Here is a 14,977-nt window from a genome sequence, read left to right as displayed (position 1 = left end):
ATCTTCGATTGATACCGTTTTCCCGCCACCTGTCCGAGGGGCGCTGCAGCAGGTTCGACCTGTCAGGCTCGGATGGGGCGTTGCCCGGCCATGATCGGCTGGACACTAAACGCACAACGGCGCCCATTCGCATACTTACGAATGGAGGCTCTTCATGAGCGCTGTAATCACGCCTGCAGATTTTAACGACTACAAAGTTGCCGACATGTCCCTGGCTGCCTGGGGCCGTCGTGAAACCATCATCGCCGAATCGGAAATGCCAGCCCTGATGGGTCTGCGCCGCAAGTACTCCGTCGAGCAACCGCTCAAGGGCGCGAAGATTCTCGGCTGCATCCACATGACCATTCAGACTGCCGTGCTGATCGAAACCCTGGTTGCCCTGGGTGCCGAAGTACGCTGGTCGTCCTGCAACATTTTCTCGACTCAGGATCAGGCCGCCGCTTCGATCGCCGCTGCCGGCATCCCGGTATTCGCCTGGAAGGGCGAGACTGAACAAGAGTACGAGTGGTGCCTGGAGCAAACCATCCTCAAGGATGGTCAGCCTTGGGATGCCAACATGATCCTCGACGATGGCGGCGACCTGACCGAGCTGCTGCACAAGAAGTACCCACAAGTACTGGACCGCGTTCACGGCGTGACCGAAGAAACCACCACTGGCGTACACCGCCTGCTGGACATGCTGGCCAAGGGCGAGCTGAAAATCCCGGCCATCAACGTCAACGACTCGGTGACCAAGAGCAAGAACGACAACAAGTACGGCTGCCGTCACAGCCTGAACGACGCGATCAAGCGCGGTACCGACCACCTGTTGTCCGGCAAGCAAGCGCTGGTCATCGGTTACGGTGACGTGGGCAAGGGTTCGGCCCAGTCCCTGCGTCAGGAAGGCATGATCGTCAAAGTCTCCGAAGTTGACCCGATCTGCGCCATGCAAGCCTGCATGGACGGTTTCGAACTGGTTTCGCCGTTCATCGACGGTATCAACAACGGTACCGAAGCGAGCATCGACAAGGCCCTGCTGGGCAAGATCGACCTGATCGTGACCACCACCGGTAACGTCAATGTTTGCGACGCGAACATGCTCAAAGCCCTGAAGAAACGCGCCGTGGTCTGCAACATCGGTCACTTCGACAACGAAATCGACACGGCTTTCATGCGCAAGAACTGGGCATGGGAAGAAGTGAAGCCACAGGTTCACAAGGTTCACCGTACTGGCGCGGGCGATTTCGACCCACAGAACGACGACTACCTGATCCTGCTGGCCGAAGGCCGTCTGGTTAACCTGGGCAACGCCACTGGCCACCCAAGCCGCATCATGGACGGTTCGTTCGCCAACCAGGTCCTGGCGCAGATCTTCCTGTTCGGCCAGAAGTACGCCGACTTGTCGCCAGCCCAGAAAGCCGAGCGCCTGACCGTTGAAGTACTGCCGAAGAAACTCGACGAAGAAGTGGCCCTGGAAATGGTCCGCGGTTTCGGTGGCGTGGTCACTCAACTGACCAAGCAACAGGCTGAATACATCGGCGTGACCGTCGAAGGCCCGTTCAAGCCGCACGCTTACCGCTACTGATAGGCACAGACTGTCCGCTCCCCTGTGGGAGCGGGCTTATGTAGGAGCCCTGTTTACTGTAGGAGCAAAGCTTGCTCGCGATAGCATCACCACGGTGTTCCTGAAACACCGCGGCGCTTGCATCGCGAGCAAGCTTTGCTCCTACAGTGAGCGCGGCGCCTACAAGGCTTACGAGTTTCAAAGGGTATTCCTATGTCCCAAGACCGCCGCTACAGCTTCGAGTTCTTCCCGACGAAGACCGATGCCGGGCATGAAAAGCTCATCGCCACTGCCCGCCAGCTGGCCACGTACAACCCCGATTTCTTCTCCTGCACCTATGGCGCTGGTGGTTCGACTCGTGATCGAACCCTCAACACCGTGCTGCAGCTCGAAAGCGAAGTCAAAGTTCCTGCCGCACCGCATCTGTCTTGCGTGGGCGACAGCAAGGCTGACTTGCGCGGCCTGCTGGCTCAATACAAGGCGGCCGGCATCAAGCGGATCGTTGCTTTGCGCGGTGACCTGCCTTCAGGCATGGGCATGGCCAGCGGCGAATTGCGCCATGCCAATGACCTGGTGAGCTTCATTCGTGAAGAGACCGGCGATCACTTCCACATCGAAGTCGCCGCTTACCCGGAAATGCACCCGCAAGCACGCAACTTCGAAGACGATCTCACCAATTTCGTGCGCAAGGCCAACGCCGGCGCCAACAGTGCGATCACCCAGTACTTCTTCAACGCCGACAGCTACTTCTACTTCGTCGAGCGTGTACAGGCGATGGGCGTGAACATCCCGGTTGTTCCGGGCATCATGCCGATCACCAACTACAGCAAGCTGGCACGCTTCTCCGACGCCTGCGGTGCGGAAATCCCGCGCTGGGTCCGCAAACAGCTGGAAGCCTACGGTGACGACACCCAAAGCATTCAGGGTTTCGGCGAGCAGGTGATCACCGAAATGTGTGAACGTTTGTTGCAAGGCGGCGCACCAGGGCTGCATTTCTATACCCTGAACCAGGCCGAACCTAGCCTGGCCGTCTGGAACAATCTGAAACTGCCACGCTGAAACAGGCGTAGCATTCAGAACGAGGCCCTGGCGAAACCCAGGGCCTTTTTTTTTCATTCTCCCAATTCGCCAGGGATGATCGCAGTAGATGTCCACAATTACCCCAGCCACAAACCCTCAACTGATTTATCTGGTTTATGGTGCCAACACCTACCACCAGGAAGCAGTGTTCAGTATCGCCAGTGCCTTGGCAGGGTTGCGCGAAACACCCGGAGAAAGCTTGGACATCCAGGTTTTCACCGACAACCCGGCGCCTTACCGCGACTTGCCGGTTCGGGTTCGAGAGCTGGATGAAAGCACCCGTCAGACGTGGATCGCCCCGCATGGTTATCACTTCCGCGCCAAGCACGTGGTGATGCAGCAGGTGTTGCGCGAGTCCGAGCGTGCGCTGCTGATCGACACGGATACATTCTTCCACTGCTCACCGCTGGAACTGTTCCGTCGCGTCAAGCCGGGCACCCTGCTGTGCAATGCCTTTGGATTGCAATACGGCAGCAACAAAGAGGCGGGGCTGTATCGGACACTGGCCGGCGTACTGCAGCAAAGACAGCTGGCAGATGACCAGATGCCGCTGCTGAACTCGGGAGTCATCGGCCTTGATCGCGTCGATGCCGGCGTTCTCGATCATTCGATCGCCTTGATGGATGAGCTGTACCCTCTGGCGCAAGGCGCCTATACCCTTGAAGAGTTCTGCCTGTCGGTAGCGGCCTACCGCACAACGCAGGTGCGCGAGTGTCCGGACCTGATCCATCATTACTGGAGCCGCAAGCAGCTGTTTCGCGCCAAGATCAATGCATGGCTGGACAAGCATGGTGCCGACCCGATCAGCACCTTCGCGCTGGATGAAACCCGCCTGGTGACCGCGACACTGCCGCGACCACCAACGCTCCAGCGTCTGGCCTATAAAATCGTGACCCTGGCGTTGCCCAGGCATCAGCGCCAGTTCATGCGTGAAATCCTCTACGGCTGCTACCAGCACACCAACCCGTTCGATCAGGCCTGCACGCCAGTCTGGTGGGAAAAGGCTCGTGACAACGTCGAGCGGCGCCTCGATAACCCCCTTGAAAACCATCAACTCGAACACTGGTTCAATCACCCGATGATTCGCCTGGTGCTGGGTGAACGCCGCAAGGCCATTTACTTGCACCTGGTTCAGACAAAGGGCGACTAGCCCTCGGGCTAGACCGCCTCTAGCTATTTCACCGGCTCTCGTCGTAATCTCCAGCGATGCCCGTCATTGCCCAATTGCTGACAGCCGTGCTTTTTGCTTGCCTGAGCTTTACCGCTCGGGGCGAGAAGCTGCGCATTGTCACCGAGCCCTGGGCGCCCTACGTCTACGAGGAAAACGGCCAGGCCCTCGGGCTGGACTACGAAACCACGGCGATCGTCTTCCAGCGCCTGGGGATTGAGGTGGAGTGGCAGTTCCTGCCATGGAAACGCTGCCTGGCCATGCTTGATCAAGGGTTGGCCGACGGCGCGCTGGATATCTTCCACAGCAGCGAACGCGACGCCACCTTGCTCTATCCCAGCGAACCACTCTCGGAAGTCGAGTTCGTGTTGTTCTATGCCAATGATCGTCCTCACCCCTTCCGCACCCTTGAAGACCTGCGAGGCCTGACCATCGGCACCTCGCCCGGCTACCTGTACAGCCAGGACTTCAGGGACTCGACCCTGTTCACCCGCGAGCCTGCGCCGACCCATGAAGCCAACTTTGGCAAGCTGCAGCGCGGTCGTATCGACCTGCTGATCACCGACCGTCGGGTTGGCCAAACCCTGCTCGACACCTTGAAACTGCGCGACCAGATCAGCGAAAGCCCCACGGTCATCAGTCACCAAAGCCAGTTCCTGGCCCTGCGCCGCAATGCCGGCATGGACCTGCTGGTGCAGCGTTTCGGCGCCGAGCTCAAGCGTTTCAAACGTGAACCGGCCTACGCTCAATTGAGTGCGCGTTATGGTGCCGGCCCGGTACCTGACGCCACACAGATCACGCCGCAAGCCAGCAACGGGAAAACCGTTGAGCAGCAGGAAAGCAGCGCTCCGTGATTGCTCTGTTATACTCCGGCCTTCCCGCCAGGCTTACGCCCGGACGCTCGGTCTTGTTTAAGGCATCCCGACACTGCTACAGCGCAGCTTTTCAGCCCGCGCGAGTACTCGAAGATGAGCCTTCAAGCCCCAGCAGGACCGGACGCGATTGCGCTTCTCCATAAACGCCATTCGCGCCAGGCAAGACTATCCCATTGGGCCAAGCCCTAACTAAAACAGGATTACTCATGTCCTTTGCTTCCCTCGGTCTCTCCGAGGCTTTAGTCCGCGCCATCGAGGCAGCGGGCTACACCCAGCCTACCCCGGTGCAACAGCGGGCCATTCCCGCCGTGTTGCAAGGTCGCGACTTGATGGTTGCGGCGCAGACAGGTACGGGTAAAACCGGCGGTTTCGCCTTGCCGATTCTGGAGCGCTTGTTCCCCAACGGTCACCCGGACAAATCCCAGCGTCACGGCCCGCGCCAACCACGCGTCCTGGTCCTGACCCCGACTCGCGAACTGGCCGCCCAGGTGCACGAGAGTTTCAAGGTCTACGCCCGTGACCTGAAATTCGTCAGTGCCTGCATTTTCGGCGGCGTTGGCATGAACCCACAGGTTCAGGCGATGTCCCGCGGTGTCGACGTGCTGGTGGCTTGCCCGGGCCGTTTGCTCGACCTGGCCGGCCAAGGCAGCGTCGATCTGTCCCACGTGGAAATCCTGGTACTGGACGAAGCGGACCGGATGCTCGACATGGGCTTCGTCCATGACGTGAAGAAAGTCCTCGCCCGCCTGCCGGCCAAACGTCAGAACCTGCTGTTCTCGGCAACCTTCTCCAAGGACATCACTGACCTTGCCGGCAAGTTGCTGCACAACCCGGAACGCATCGAAGTCACGCCACCGAACACCACGGTCGAGCGCATCGAGCAACGGGTGTTCCGTCTGGCCGCCAGCCACAAGCGCTCGCTGCTGGCGCACCTGATTACTGCCGGCGCCTGGGAACAGGTTCTGGTGTTCACCCGTACCAAGCACGGCGCCAACCGCCTGGCCGAGTACCTGGACAAACACGGTCTGAGCGCCGTCGCGATCCACGGCAACAAGAGCCAGAACGCCCGCACCAAAGCCCTGGCCGACTTCAAGGCCGGCGAAGTGCGTATCCTGGTGGCCACCGATATCGCTGCCCGCGGCCTGGATATCGACCAACTGCCACACGTGGTCAACTTCGAGCTGCCAAACGTCGACGAAGACTATGTGCACCGTATCGGCCGTACCGGCCGTGCCGGTCGTTCGGGCGAGGCGATCTCGCTGGTTGCTCCGGACGAAGAAAAACTGCTGAAAAGCATCGAGCGCATGACCAAGCAGAAAATCGCCGATGGCGACCTGATGGGCTTTGATTCCAGCGCTGTAGAAGCCGAGAAACCAGAAGTTCGCGAGCGTCCGGACGTGCGTAACCCGCGCAATCCACGCGGCCCACGCGGCGACGGTCCAAACGGCAGCGGCGGTGGCGGCGGTCGTAAAGACAAGGGCAAGGACAAGGGCGGCAAGGAAAAACCGGCTGCCGGCCGTGGCGAACGCCCGGCTCAAAAGCCACGTGAAGGCACCCCGGCCCGCGAACAGCAGCGTCCGGCACCCCGCGCCGCTGCTGACCGCGCACCGGACGAGTTCCTCGACGACGATATCGATAACTTCGGTAACCGCGTCGACTACGTTCCGCAACAGAAGGCCCCTCAAGGCCGTGGCCGCCGTCCGGGTGCTCCGGCACAAGGCGCTGCTGGTGCAGGTGCTCCACGCACCGGCCAGCCACAAGGTCGCCAGAACGGTCCGCGTAATAGCAGCGGCGCCAGCACTGGCACCCCACCTGCCAAGCGCAGTGGTCCACGCAGCGGTGCTCCACGTGACGGCCAGGCCCGTCGCGAGGAGTCGCGCAACCGCCGCCCGGCCCGTGACGACCAGCCGCGTCAGGAACCCGCAGTGCAGAACCCGCGCGGTACCCAGCCGAAGATCATGCACAAGGAGTCCAAGGCTGATCGCTTCCCGACACCTGAGCAGCTCGATCAACTGCCAAGCCGCCCACGCGGCGAGAAACCGGCGTTGCTGACCCGCAACCGCTGATTTCTCCTGCTAACAAAAACGCCCCTGATCTCGCGATCAGGGGCGTTTTTGTGTCAGCAGCGAAAATTATTTCGCTTGAACACCTTCAAACGTGATGTCCAGGTCCAGGGTCTGGGAAGTAGGACCTGGGCCTTTGATGCCGAACTCGCTCAACTGCAGGGTAGTCGTGCCGTTGAAGCCGGCACGGTAGCCACCCCATGGGTCCTTGCCTTCGCCGTTGAAGGTTGCCTTGATCACAACTGGCTTGGTCACGCCGTGCAGGGTCAGGTCGCCGGTCACGTCAGCGGTTTTTTCGCCAGTGGATTTGACACTGGTGGAAACGAACTTGGCTTCAGGGTATTTCGCTGCGTCCAGGAAGTCCGGGGTACGGATGTGCTTGTCACGTTCAGCGTGATTGGTATCAACGCTGGCGGTTTTCAGCACAACGTCGATTTTACTGGCTTCTGGAGCCTTGGCGTCGAAGCTGAACTTACCGTCCCAGTCCTTGAAAGTACCGTGGATGAAGCTGTAGCCCAGGTGGCTGATCTTGAAGTCGACGAAAGCGTGATTGCCTTCCTTGTCGATCTTGTATTCCGCGGCCATCGCTTGCCCTGCCGACAACAGAGCAGTACCGATTGCCAGAGCGGCGAGAGTCTTTTTCAACATGCTTTCTATTCCTTGGAGTCGAGGTTGAACATCAGGCTTTGCGTCCCAGCATTCGCGTCAGGGTCGCATCACGGTCGATAAAGTGGTGCTTCAGTGCTGCCAACGCATGGAGACCGGAAAAAATCACCAGCGTCCACGCCAGATACAGATGAATCGCACCGGCGGTGTCTGCCTGGTCCGGTAGACCGGAAATCAGCGCAGGAATTTCAAACAGACCAAACACCGGAATCCCGACACCGTCTGCGGTGGAAATCAGGTAACCGGCAATCATCACCGCGAACAGGCTGAGATAGAGGAAGGAGTGACCGAGCTTGGCGCCGAGGCGCGTCATGCGGCTATAGCTTTGCAGCGTCGGCGGCGGTGGGCTGATAAAACGCCACAACACCCGCAACGACAAGAACGCGAACAGCGTCAAGCCGATGCTTTTGTGCAAGTCCGGCGCTTCTTTGCGCCAGTTGCTGTAGTAGTCCAGACCGACCATCCACAAGCCCAGAGCAAACAGACCGAAGACCGCCAGCGCCACGCCCCAGTGCAGAAAGATGCTGACCCCGCCATAGCGGGAGGAAGAGTTACGTAGCTGCATTGCCCAAATCCTGTAAGAACTGCGACCAAGACTATCGAGTTATCTATCGATTTAAAGCCGAAAATTTCGCTTTGAAATATCGAGAAATACGATCAAGAGTCTGAAAGGGGTGGGTTAAGGAAAGATTAACCCCCAACGTGCGACCCAAACATCAGACGCTCTAGCGTGCCCTGTCAGCGTATGTGCACGTCAATACAACCACGTAACACACCTGCGTTTCCATGCGCAAACGCCACAATAGGTTGTCCGCTCGCCCGGCATTGCATAGGCTTGCGCGATTGTATGTCCGCGCATCTCACGGACCGCCTCGAGGAGAGTGAAAATGGGCTTGAATAATCAGTGGATGCAGCGCGATCTCGCGGTTCTGTGGCATCCCTGCACCCAGATGAAAGACCACGAACAGCTGCCGCTGATCCCGATCAAGCGCGGCGAAGGCGTATGGCTCGAAGACTTCGAAGGCAAACGCTACCTCGACGCGGTCAGCTCCTGGTGGGTCAACGTGTTCGGCCACGCCAACCCGCGGATCAACCAACGGATCAAGGACCAGGTCGATCAACTGGAACACGTGATCCTCGCCGGCTTCAGCCATCAACCGGTGATCGAGTTGTCCGAACGCCTGGTGAAGATGACGCCGGAAGGCCTGACGCGGTGTTTCTACGCCGATAACGGGTCGTCCTGCATCGAAGTGGCGCTGAAAATGAGCTTTCACTACTGGCTCAACCGCGGTCAGTCGGACAAGAAACGCTTCGTCACGCTGACCAATAGCTACCACGGCGAAACCATGGCCGCGATGTCGGTCGGCGACGTGCCGCTGTTCACTGAGACCTATAAAGCGCTGCTGCTGGACACCATCAAGGTGCCAAGCCCGGACTGCTACCTGCGTCCTGAAGGCATGAGCTGGGAAGAACACTCGCGCAACATGTTCGCGGCGATGGAACAGACCCTCGCCGAAAACCACGAAACCGTTGCTGCAGTGATCGTCGAGCCGCTGATCCAAGGTGCTGGCGGGATGCGTATGTATCACCCGGTGTACCTGAAACTGCTGCGCGAAGCCTGTGACCGTTACGGCGTGCACCTGATCCACGATGAAATCGCCGTCGGCTTCGGCCGCACCGGAACGATGTTCGCCTGCGAACAGGCCGGCATCCGCCCGGACTTCCTGTGCCTGTCCAAAGCCCTGACCGGCGGTTATCTGCCGCTGGCAGCGTGCGTCACCACGGATGAGGTCTACAGCGCTTTCTACGACGACTATCCGACACTGCGCGCCTTCCTGCATTCCCACAGCTACACCGGCAATCCGCTGGCCTGTGCAGCGGCGTTGGCGACGCTGGATATCTTCGAAGAAGACAACGTCATCGAGAATAACAAGGCCCTCGCCCAACGCATGGCCAGCTCGACCGCGCACCTGACTGACCACCCGCATGTTTCGGAAGTACGCCAGACCGGCATGGTGCTGGCCATCGAAATGGTTCAGGACAAGGCGAGCAAAACTGCTTATCCCTGGCAGGAACGCCGTGGGCTGAAAGTGTTCCAGCACGCACTGGAACGTGGCGCGCTGTTGCGGCCGTTGGGCAGCGTGGTGTATTTCCTGCCGCCCTACGTGATCACCCCCGAGCAGATCGACTTCCTTGCCACGGTTGCCAGCGAAGGGATCGATATCGCCACCAGCAACAAGGTCAGCGTGGCGGTGCCGAAGGACTTCCATCCGGGCTTCCGCGATCCGGGCTAGGGTTTACCGAAGATCGATTGTGGCGAGGGAGCTTGCTCCCTCGCCACAGATCATCACCAAGCCGCACATTCAAATTTTACAGAGACCCAGAATGAGACTGTCCCGCTTCTTCATCGACGCCCCCTTGAGCCTCGGCGAGCATGAATTGCCAGAGGCTCAGGCGCACTACATCAGTCGCGTACTGCGCATGGCCGAGGGCGATGCGTTGCAAGTGTTCGACGGTTCAGGCCAGGAATTTCGCGGCACGCTGGCGGAAGTCGGCAAAAAGCGCGTGCGCGTGGCGTTGACGGAAAGCTTCGCCGGGCAAATCGAGTCGCCGTTGCAGATTCATCTGGGCCAGGGCTTGTCTCGCGGCGAGCGGATGGACTGGGCGATTCAGAAAGCTACCGAACTGGGCGTGACTGAAATCACCCCGATCTTCAGTGACCGCTGCGAAGTCCGGCTCAAGGATGAACGCGCCGATAAACGCTTGCAGCACTGGCGTCAGGTCGCTATCAGCGCGTGCGAACAATGCGGTCGTTCGCGAGTGCCGGTGATCCACCCGCCCCTGTTGCTGGCCGACTGGCTCAAACAATCCGAGGCCGAACTGAAGCTGGTGCTGCACCCGGTGGCCGAGCCGCTGGTCAGCCATGCAAAACCTTCGACACTGGCGTTCCTGATCGGCCCGGAAGGCGGGTTGTCGGACGTGGAAGTCGATCAGGCTCAAAGCGCCGGCTTCCATTCCGCCCGCCTCGGCCCACGAGTGCTGCGCACCGAAACCGCGCCGGTGGTGGCATTGGCCGTGGCCCAGCAGTTGTGGGGGGATTTCTAACCGCACTTTTTTTGATTTGCGGTGATTGGAAAAGATCGCAGCCTGCGCCAGCTCCTACGGATGAACGCGATCCCCGTAGGAGCTGGCGCAGCCTGCGATCTTTTTGCCGTTTATTCCACCGGATCACTTACCGGTTTGGCGATAATGGCTTTCAGCTCGCTGGTCATCGGAAACTCCAGGTTCAGCCCTTTAGGCGGGATCGGCTGTTCGAACCAGCGTTGGTAGATGCCGTTGATTTCACCCGAGCTGTACAGGTCCGCCAGGGCTCCGTTGACCAGCGCGAGGAATTGCGGATCATCCTTGCGCACCATGCAGCTGTAGATTTCCCGCGACTGCTCTTCTCCAACTACCACCCACTTGTGCGGATCACGGGCCTTGGCGCGCTCGCCGTAAAGCAGTGCATCGTCCATGTAAAACGCCGCTGCCCGGCCCGATTGCAACATCTGGAAGGCTTCGCCGTGATCCTTGGCACTGATCACGAACATGTCGATCTTGTGGTCGGCGTTGTAGCTTTTGAGAAAGCGCTCGTTAGTGGTGCCGGCGGTGGTCACCACGCTCTTGCCGCGCAGGTCGGCGAAGCTCTTGATGCCGCTGTCGCTGGCCGTGAGTAACTGGCCTTTGACGTAAATAAACCCGTAGGAAAACGCCACCTGTTTTTGCCGCTCGGCGGTCACCCCGGTAGAACCGCATTCAAGGTCTACGGTGCCGTTCTGCACCAGCGGGATCCGCGTCTGCGAGGTCACGAGGTTGTACTTCACCTTGAGCTGCGGCAACGCGAGTTTCTGCTGGATACGCTCGACGATCTTGTTCGCCAGGTCCACCGAGTAACCCATGGGCTGGCCCGACTGATCACCCACATAAGAGAACGGTACCGACGCATCGCGATAGCTCAGCGTGATGCTGTTGGCGCTGGCAATTTTGCTCAAGGTGCCGGTCAGCGGCGCCTCGGCCGCCTGGACTTGAGTCCCGAGCAGCAGGCCCAGGGTGCAGCCGATCAACGTGATTTTTTGCATTGTTATTCTCCGTTGTGGATGGTGTTTATTTAGCGGCGAGCAGCGATAACGGTGATTTCCACCAGCACCTGCGGGCGTGCGAGTTCAGCCTGCAAGGTGGTGCGACTCGGTGCGTGTCCCGGCGACAGCCAGGCCGACCAGACGTCATTCATCGCCGCAAAATCCTGCCCGATGTCCTTCAGGTAAATGGTCGCGCTCAGCAGATGGTCCTTGTCGCTGCCCGCCTCGGCCAGCAACGCGTCGATCTTCTCCAGCACCTCGCGGGTCTGCCCTGAGACATCGGTGCTGTCGCCCGGCACCTGACCGGAGAGAAACACCAACTCGCCAAAGGTCACGGCGCCGGATAAACGACTGTTGCTGTTGATACGAGTGATGGTCATGAGACGTTCCTTTGCATGGATGAGAGGTCAGGCAGCACGATGCGTAAAACCCTGCAGGTCGATGGAAGGGTTGCGTTGGCCGATCAGTTCGCTGAGCACCCGGGCACTGCCGCACGCCAGGGTGAAACCCAACGCGCCATGGCCGAGGTTGAGCCACAGGTTGCGGTAAGCCGTCGCCCCCAACAGCGGCACGCCGCTGGGAGTGGCCGGGCGCATACCAGCCCATTCGACAGCCGCGTCGTAGGTGCCGGCATTCGGAAACGTGTCGCAAGCCTGGCGCTTGATCAGTGCCAGGCGCTTGGGATCCGGCGCCGGATCGAAGCCAACGATGTCGACCATCGCCGCCACCCGCAATTGCTCGCCGATCCGCGCATAGACGATCTTGCGGTCGTAGTCGGTGATGCTCAGGTCCGGGGCACGATGCTCTGCACCAATCGGTACCGTCAGGCTATAACCTTTGAGCGGATACAGCGGCAGGTGCACACCGGGCAGTGCCAGCAACGGGCTACGGTGGCCGGCGGCGATGACCAGTTGTTCGACCGGCAACACCTCATCAGCCAATTCAATGGCGCTTACCGCACCGTCGACATGACGAATCCCGGTCACCGCCCGCCCCAGCCGAAACTCGCATCGGCCCGAGGCTTTCAGCCGCTTCATCAGTTGCTGGCAGAAGGCGTGGCAGTCGCCCACCTCTTCGTCCGGGGTATAAATCGCCCCGACAAACGCAGCATCAGCCAGCGCTGGCTCAAGACGCGCGCTTTCAGCTGGCGACAACACTTGCTGTTGCTGTGGATCGACGAGGCTGTTGCGGGCATGCTCGAAGCTCGCAGCCTGGCGAAAGGTCACCAGTTTGCCGTTGCGCCGCCAATTGAAGCCGTCCAGCGAGTCCTCTTCGCGCCAGCCTTGCAGGGTGGTCTGGCTCAATAGCGCCAGACGTAGCAAATGGGCCGCATTCTGGCGATTCACCGAGGTCCGGCAAGCACCAAGGAAGGACGCCATCCAGCGCCACTGCGCCGGGTCGAAACGCATGCGCAGCTTCAGCGGCGAATCCCCTCGCAGCATCCAGCCGATGGCCTGTAACGGCACGCCGGCATCGGCCAGCGGCGCAACGTAGCGATAGGATAATTGGCCGCCGTTGGCAAAACTGGTTTCGCTGCCCAGCGAGTCACGGGCCTCGACCACCGTCACCTCAAAGCCATCGCGAACCAGCGCGTAAGCCGTTGTCAGGCCAATCACCCCACCGCCGATGATGCAAACTCGCTGAGCCATGTCAGTCCTTAGCCATTGTTGAGACGAGCCTGAGGTTAGAGCCGGGTGACAGGCGCCGAACAATGAATAAAGATGCCTGACCCATAAGCAAAGGTTATGGAATCGCCATGCGCCTTCGACACATCGAGATTTTCCAGGCCATCCGCCAGACCGGTTCGGTCAGCGGCGCCGCGCAATTACTGCACGTCTCGCAGCCTGCGGTGACCAAGGTGTTGCAGCACGCCGAGCAACAACTGGGCTTCCCGCTGTTTTTGCGGGTGCGTGGTAAATTGCAGGCTACGCCTGAAGCACTGGAACTGGAGCGCGAGGTCGACAAGGTCACTGAAAGCCTGCAAGGAGTGCGACGCCTGGCCCAGAGCCTGCGCCGCGAGCCGGGCCACAGCCTGCGGATCGGCGCGACACCGGCGCTGGCCCTGTCGCTACTGCCGCCGGCGGTCAACGAGTGGACCCGGCGTTACCCGGACATCGTCTGCGAACTGTCCAGCGCCCACAGCCGCGAATTGATGCAGAACCTGCTGATGCGTGAAATCGATGTCGCGCTGACCCTGCAACAACCCGACCACCCAGGGCTCAAGGCCCAGGCGTTGGCCTGTGGGGTGCTGGTAGCGTTGGCGCCGAGCGGTTACTGGCCTGAGGCAGACCAAGGCAAGCCACTGCCATTGATGGCCTTGGCCGATGCGCCTTTGATTGGTCTGTCCAGCGCCGATCCGTTGTCCGCCAGGCTCGACAGTTACCTGAAAGCCGTCGAGCCACCGCCACGGGTCAGCATCTCCGTGCAGACCTATTCATTGGCGCGGGCCATGGTCGAATCCGGTGCCGGGCTGGCGGTCATCGACCCGTTCACAGCCCTCGGTGCCTCACCGAGGACTACGACCATCCGGCCATTGGCGCCGCCGTTGCCGATCACTTTGTACGCCGTGACCCGCGTTGACGAGCCACCGCCGCACACCCTGAGCGATTTGCTGACGATCTTCAGCACGCGCGCACAGGAGCAACTGGATCGGTTGGTGGATCGTTGATGAGCACCAGCTAAAAGATCGCAGCCTGCGACAGCTCCTACAGAGCAACGCGTTCGGCGTAGGAGCTGCCGAAGGCTGCGATCTTTTGCTTCACAAGACGTAAAACAGGATCGCCACGAAGTGCAGCAAACTGCCGGCGATGACGAACAGGTGCCAGATGCCGTGGGCGTGGCGCAGTCGGCTGTCTAGGGCGAAGAAGATGATGCCGACGGTATAGAACACCCCGCCCGCCGCCAGCCAGGCAAAACCGACAGTGCCCAACGCCGCCAGCAGCGGCTTGACCGCCACCAGCACGATCCAGCCCATCACCGCGTAGATCACGATCGACAGAATCCGCGCCTCGGAGCGCGGCTTGATCTCTTGCAGCATGCCGATCACCGCCAGCCCCCAGACAATCCCGAACAAGGTCCAGCCCCACGGTCCGCGCAAAGTCACCAGACAAAATGGCGTGTAACTGCCAGCGATCAGCAGGTAGATCGACAGGTGATCGACCTTCTGCATGATCACCTTCGCCCGCCCGCGCACGCTGTGATAAACCGTCGAAACGCTGTACAGCACCAGCAAGGTAAAGCCGTAAATCGCCACGCTGACAATCTTCCAGGGGCTGCCGTCCAAACTGGCAATCACCAACAACCAGACCGCCCCGACACACGCCGCAACCGCCCCGAACAAATGGCTCCAGGCGTTGAATTTTTCTCCGTGATACATGCGTCTCCAACCTCAAAAAATCACTGCTACATCGCACAAGCCTCAGGCTTGTAGCCTGGGTGTGCAATGTTTCAAATCAAATGTCATG

The 14,977-nt window shown here is 60.1% G+C and carries 14 protein-coding genes and 1 riboswitch; of the genes, 8 read left to right on the top strand and 6 right to left on the bottom strand.

Annotated features, from left to right (window positions below; all coding sequences use genetic code 11):
• Nucleotides 1-29: 29 nt before the first annotated feature.
• Nucleotides 30-132: riboswitch (S-adenosyl-L-homocysteine riboswitch) on the top strand.
• Between the two features lie 22 nt (nt 133-154).
• The 5 genes from ahcY to rhlE2 all read left to right on the top strand — a co-directional run bounded on the left by ahcY (nt 155) and on the right by rhlE2 (nt 6,732).
• The gene (ahcY, locus tag AC1RJ3_RS06880) at nt 155-1,564 is read left to right on the top strand and encodes an adenosylhomocysteinase (RefSeq protein WP_054594433.1); all 1,410 of its coding nucleotides are present in this window, start codon (nt 155-157) and stop codon (nt 1,562-1,564) included.
• Between the two features lie 192 nt (nt 1,565-1,756).
• Nucleotides 1,757-2,602, top strand: a complete 846-nt coding sequence (gene metF, locus AC1RJ3_RS06875; RefSeq protein WP_054594434.1) for a methylenetetrahydrofolate reductase [NAD(P)H] — start codon at nt 1,757-1,759, stop codon at nt 2,600-2,602.
• Between the two features lie 88 nt (nt 2,603-2,690).
• Nucleotides 2,691-3,773, top strand: coding sequence for a hypothetical protein (locus tag AC1RJ3_RS06870; protein WP_493078100.1), 1,083 nt, complete (start codon nt 2,691-2,693; stop codon nt 3,771-3,773).
• Nucleotides 3,774-3,829: 56 nt separating this feature from the next.
• The gene (locus AC1RJ3_RS06865) at nt 3,830-4,645 is read left to right on the top strand and encodes a substrate-binding periplasmic protein (RefSeq protein WP_347928221.1); all 816 of its coding nucleotides are present in this window, start codon (nt 3,830-3,832) and stop codon (nt 4,643-4,645) included.
• A gap of 227 nt (nt 4,646-4,872) precedes the next feature.
• Nucleotides 4,873-6,732, top strand: a complete 1,860-nt coding sequence (gene rhlE2 / locus AC1RJ3_RS06860) for an RNA helicase RhlE2 (protein WP_054594437.1) — start codon at nt 4,873-4,875, stop codon at nt 6,730-6,732.
• Nucleotides 6,733-6,798: 66 nt separating this feature from the next.
• Here the strand turns inward: rhlE2 and AC1RJ3_RS06855 are convergent, their stop codons facing one another.
• A complete protein-coding gene (locus AC1RJ3_RS06855; RefSeq protein ID WP_054594438.1) occupies nt 6,799-7,377 on the bottom strand; it encodes a YceI family protein in 579 nt (192 codons plus the stop codon).
• Nucleotides 7,378-7,408: 31 nt separating this feature from the next.
• Nucleotides 7,409-7,960: a cytochrome b gene (locus AC1RJ3_RS06850; RefSeq protein WP_054594439.1), complete on the bottom strand. Its 552-nt coding sequence runs from the start codon at nt 7,958-7,960 to the stop codon at nt 7,409-7,411.
• A 322-nt stretch (nt 7,961-8,282) separates the two neighbouring features.
• On the opposite strand from AC1RJ3_RS06850, the gene AC1RJ3_RS06845 reads away from it, so the two are divergent.
• Nucleotides 8,283-9,689 (top strand): adenosylmethionine--8-amino-7-oxononanoate transaminase, encoded by a 1,407-nt coding sequence (locus AC1RJ3_RS06845; protein ID WP_493078096.1) that lies wholly within the window; start codon nt 8,283-8,285, stop codon nt 9,687-9,689.
• Nucleotides 9,690-9,780: 91 nt separating this feature from the next.
• Nucleotides 9,781-10,500 (top strand): 16S rRNA (uracil(1498)-N(3))-methyltransferase, encoded by a 720-nt coding sequence (locus tag AC1RJ3_RS06840; protein WP_054594441.1) that lies wholly within the window; start codon nt 9,781-9,783, stop codon nt 10,498-10,500.
• 110 nt (nt 10,501-10,610) lie between these two features.
• Here the strand turns inward: AC1RJ3_RS06840 and AC1RJ3_RS06835 are convergent, their stop codons facing one another.
• Genes AC1RJ3_RS06835 through AC1RJ3_RS06825 form a run of 3 tightly spaced genes read right to left on the bottom strand, consistent with a single transcriptional unit; the run spans nt 10,611 to nt 13,162 of the window.
• Nucleotides 10,611-11,513: a transporter substrate-binding domain-containing protein gene (locus tag AC1RJ3_RS06835; protein WP_493078094.1), complete on the bottom strand. Its 903-nt coding sequence runs from the start codon at nt 11,511-11,513 to the stop codon at nt 10,611-10,613.
• Between the two features lie 29 nt (nt 11,514-11,542).
• Nucleotides 11,543-11,893, bottom strand: a complete 351-nt coding sequence (locus AC1RJ3_RS06830; protein WP_103316745.1) for a RidA family protein — start codon at nt 11,891-11,893, stop codon at nt 11,543-11,545.
• Nucleotides 11,894-11,920: 27 nt separating this feature from the next.
• Nucleotides 11,921-13,162 carry a D-amino acid dehydrogenase gene (locus AC1RJ3_RS06825; protein ID WP_429538894.1) on the bottom strand — a complete coding sequence of 414 codons (1,242 nt, stop codon included), beginning with the start codon at nt 13,160-13,162 and terminating at the stop codon, nt 11,921-11,923.
• Nucleotides 13,163-13,269: 107 nt separating this feature from the next.
• Here AC1RJ3_RS06825 and AC1RJ3_RS06820 point away from each other — a divergent pair, with 107 nt between their 5' ends.
• Nucleotides 13,270-14,181 (top strand): LysR family transcriptional regulator, encoded by a 912-nt coding sequence (locus AC1RJ3_RS06820; protein ID WP_054594445.1) that lies wholly within the window; start codon nt 13,270-13,272, stop codon nt 14,179-14,181.
• A 90-nt stretch (nt 14,182-14,271) separates the two neighbouring features.
• On the opposite strand, the gene trhA is transcribed toward AC1RJ3_RS06820, so the two are convergent.
• Entirely contained in the window at nt 14,272-14,889 is a 618-nt protein-coding gene (gene trhA, locus AC1RJ3_RS06815) for a PAQR family membrane homeostasis protein TrhA (protein WP_054594446.1), read from the bottom strand.
• Nucleotides 14,890-14,977 lie beyond the last annotated feature (88 nt).

Source organism: Pseudomonas sp. GW822-FHT04C11 (assembly GCF_058800905.1).
Note: the sequence above shows the minus strand (reverse complement) of the source record. Positions and strands in the feature narration are given on the sequence as shown.

Bases quoted from the DNA above. Each gene is read 5' to 3' on its own strand.
- ahcY (WP_054594433.1), top strand. From the start codon at position 155: ATGAGCGCTGTAATCACGCCTGCAGATTTTAACGACTACAAAGTTGCC.
- metF (WP_054594434.1), top strand. From the start codon at position 1,757: ATGTCCCAAGACCGCCGCTACAGCTTCGAGTTCTTCCCGACGAAGACC.
- AC1RJ3_RS06870 (WP_493078100.1), top strand. From the start codon at position 2,691: ATGTCCACAATTACCCCAGCCACAAACCCTCAACTGATTTATCTGGTT.
- AC1RJ3_RS06865 (WP_347928221.1), top strand. From the start codon at position 3,830: ATGCCCGTCATTGCCCAATTGCTGACAGCCGTGCTTTTTGCTTGCCTG.
- rhlE2 (WP_054594437.1), top strand. From the start codon at position 4,873: ATGTCCTTTGCTTCCCTCGGTCTCTCCGAGGCTTTAGTCCGCGCCATC.
- AC1RJ3_RS06855 (WP_054594438.1), bottom strand. From the start codon at position 7,377: ATGTTGAAAAAGACTCTCGCCGCTCTGGCAATCGGTACTGCTCTGTTG.
- AC1RJ3_RS06850 (WP_054594439.1), bottom strand. From the start codon at position 7,960: ATGCAGCTACGTAACTCTTCCTCCCGCTATGGCGGGGTCAGCATCTTT.
- AC1RJ3_RS06845 (WP_493078096.1), top strand. From the start codon at position 8,283: ATGGGCTTGAATAATCAGTGGATGCAGCGCGATCTCGCGGTTCTGTGG.
- AC1RJ3_RS06840 (WP_054594441.1), top strand. From the start codon at position 9,781: ATGAGACTGTCCCGCTTCTTCATCGACGCCCCCTTGAGCCTCGGCGAG.
- AC1RJ3_RS06835 (WP_493078094.1), bottom strand. From the start codon at position 11,513: ATGCAAAAAATCACGTTGATCGGCTGCACCCTGGGCCTGCTGCTCGGG.
- AC1RJ3_RS06830 (WP_103316745.1), bottom strand. From the start codon at position 11,893: ATGACCATCACTCGTATCAACAGCAACAGTCGTTTATCCGGCGCCGTG.
- AC1RJ3_RS06825 (WP_429538894.1), bottom strand. From the start codon at position 13,162: ATGGCTCAGCGAGTTTGCATCATCGGCGGTGGGGTGATTGGCCTGACA.
- AC1RJ3_RS06820 (WP_054594445.1), top strand. From the start codon at position 13,270: ATGCGCCTTCGACACATCGAGATTTTCCAGGCCATCCGCCAGACCGGT.
- trhA (WP_054594446.1), bottom strand. From the start codon at position 14,889: ATGTATCACGGAGAAAAATTCAACGCCTGGAGCCATTTGTTCGGGGCG.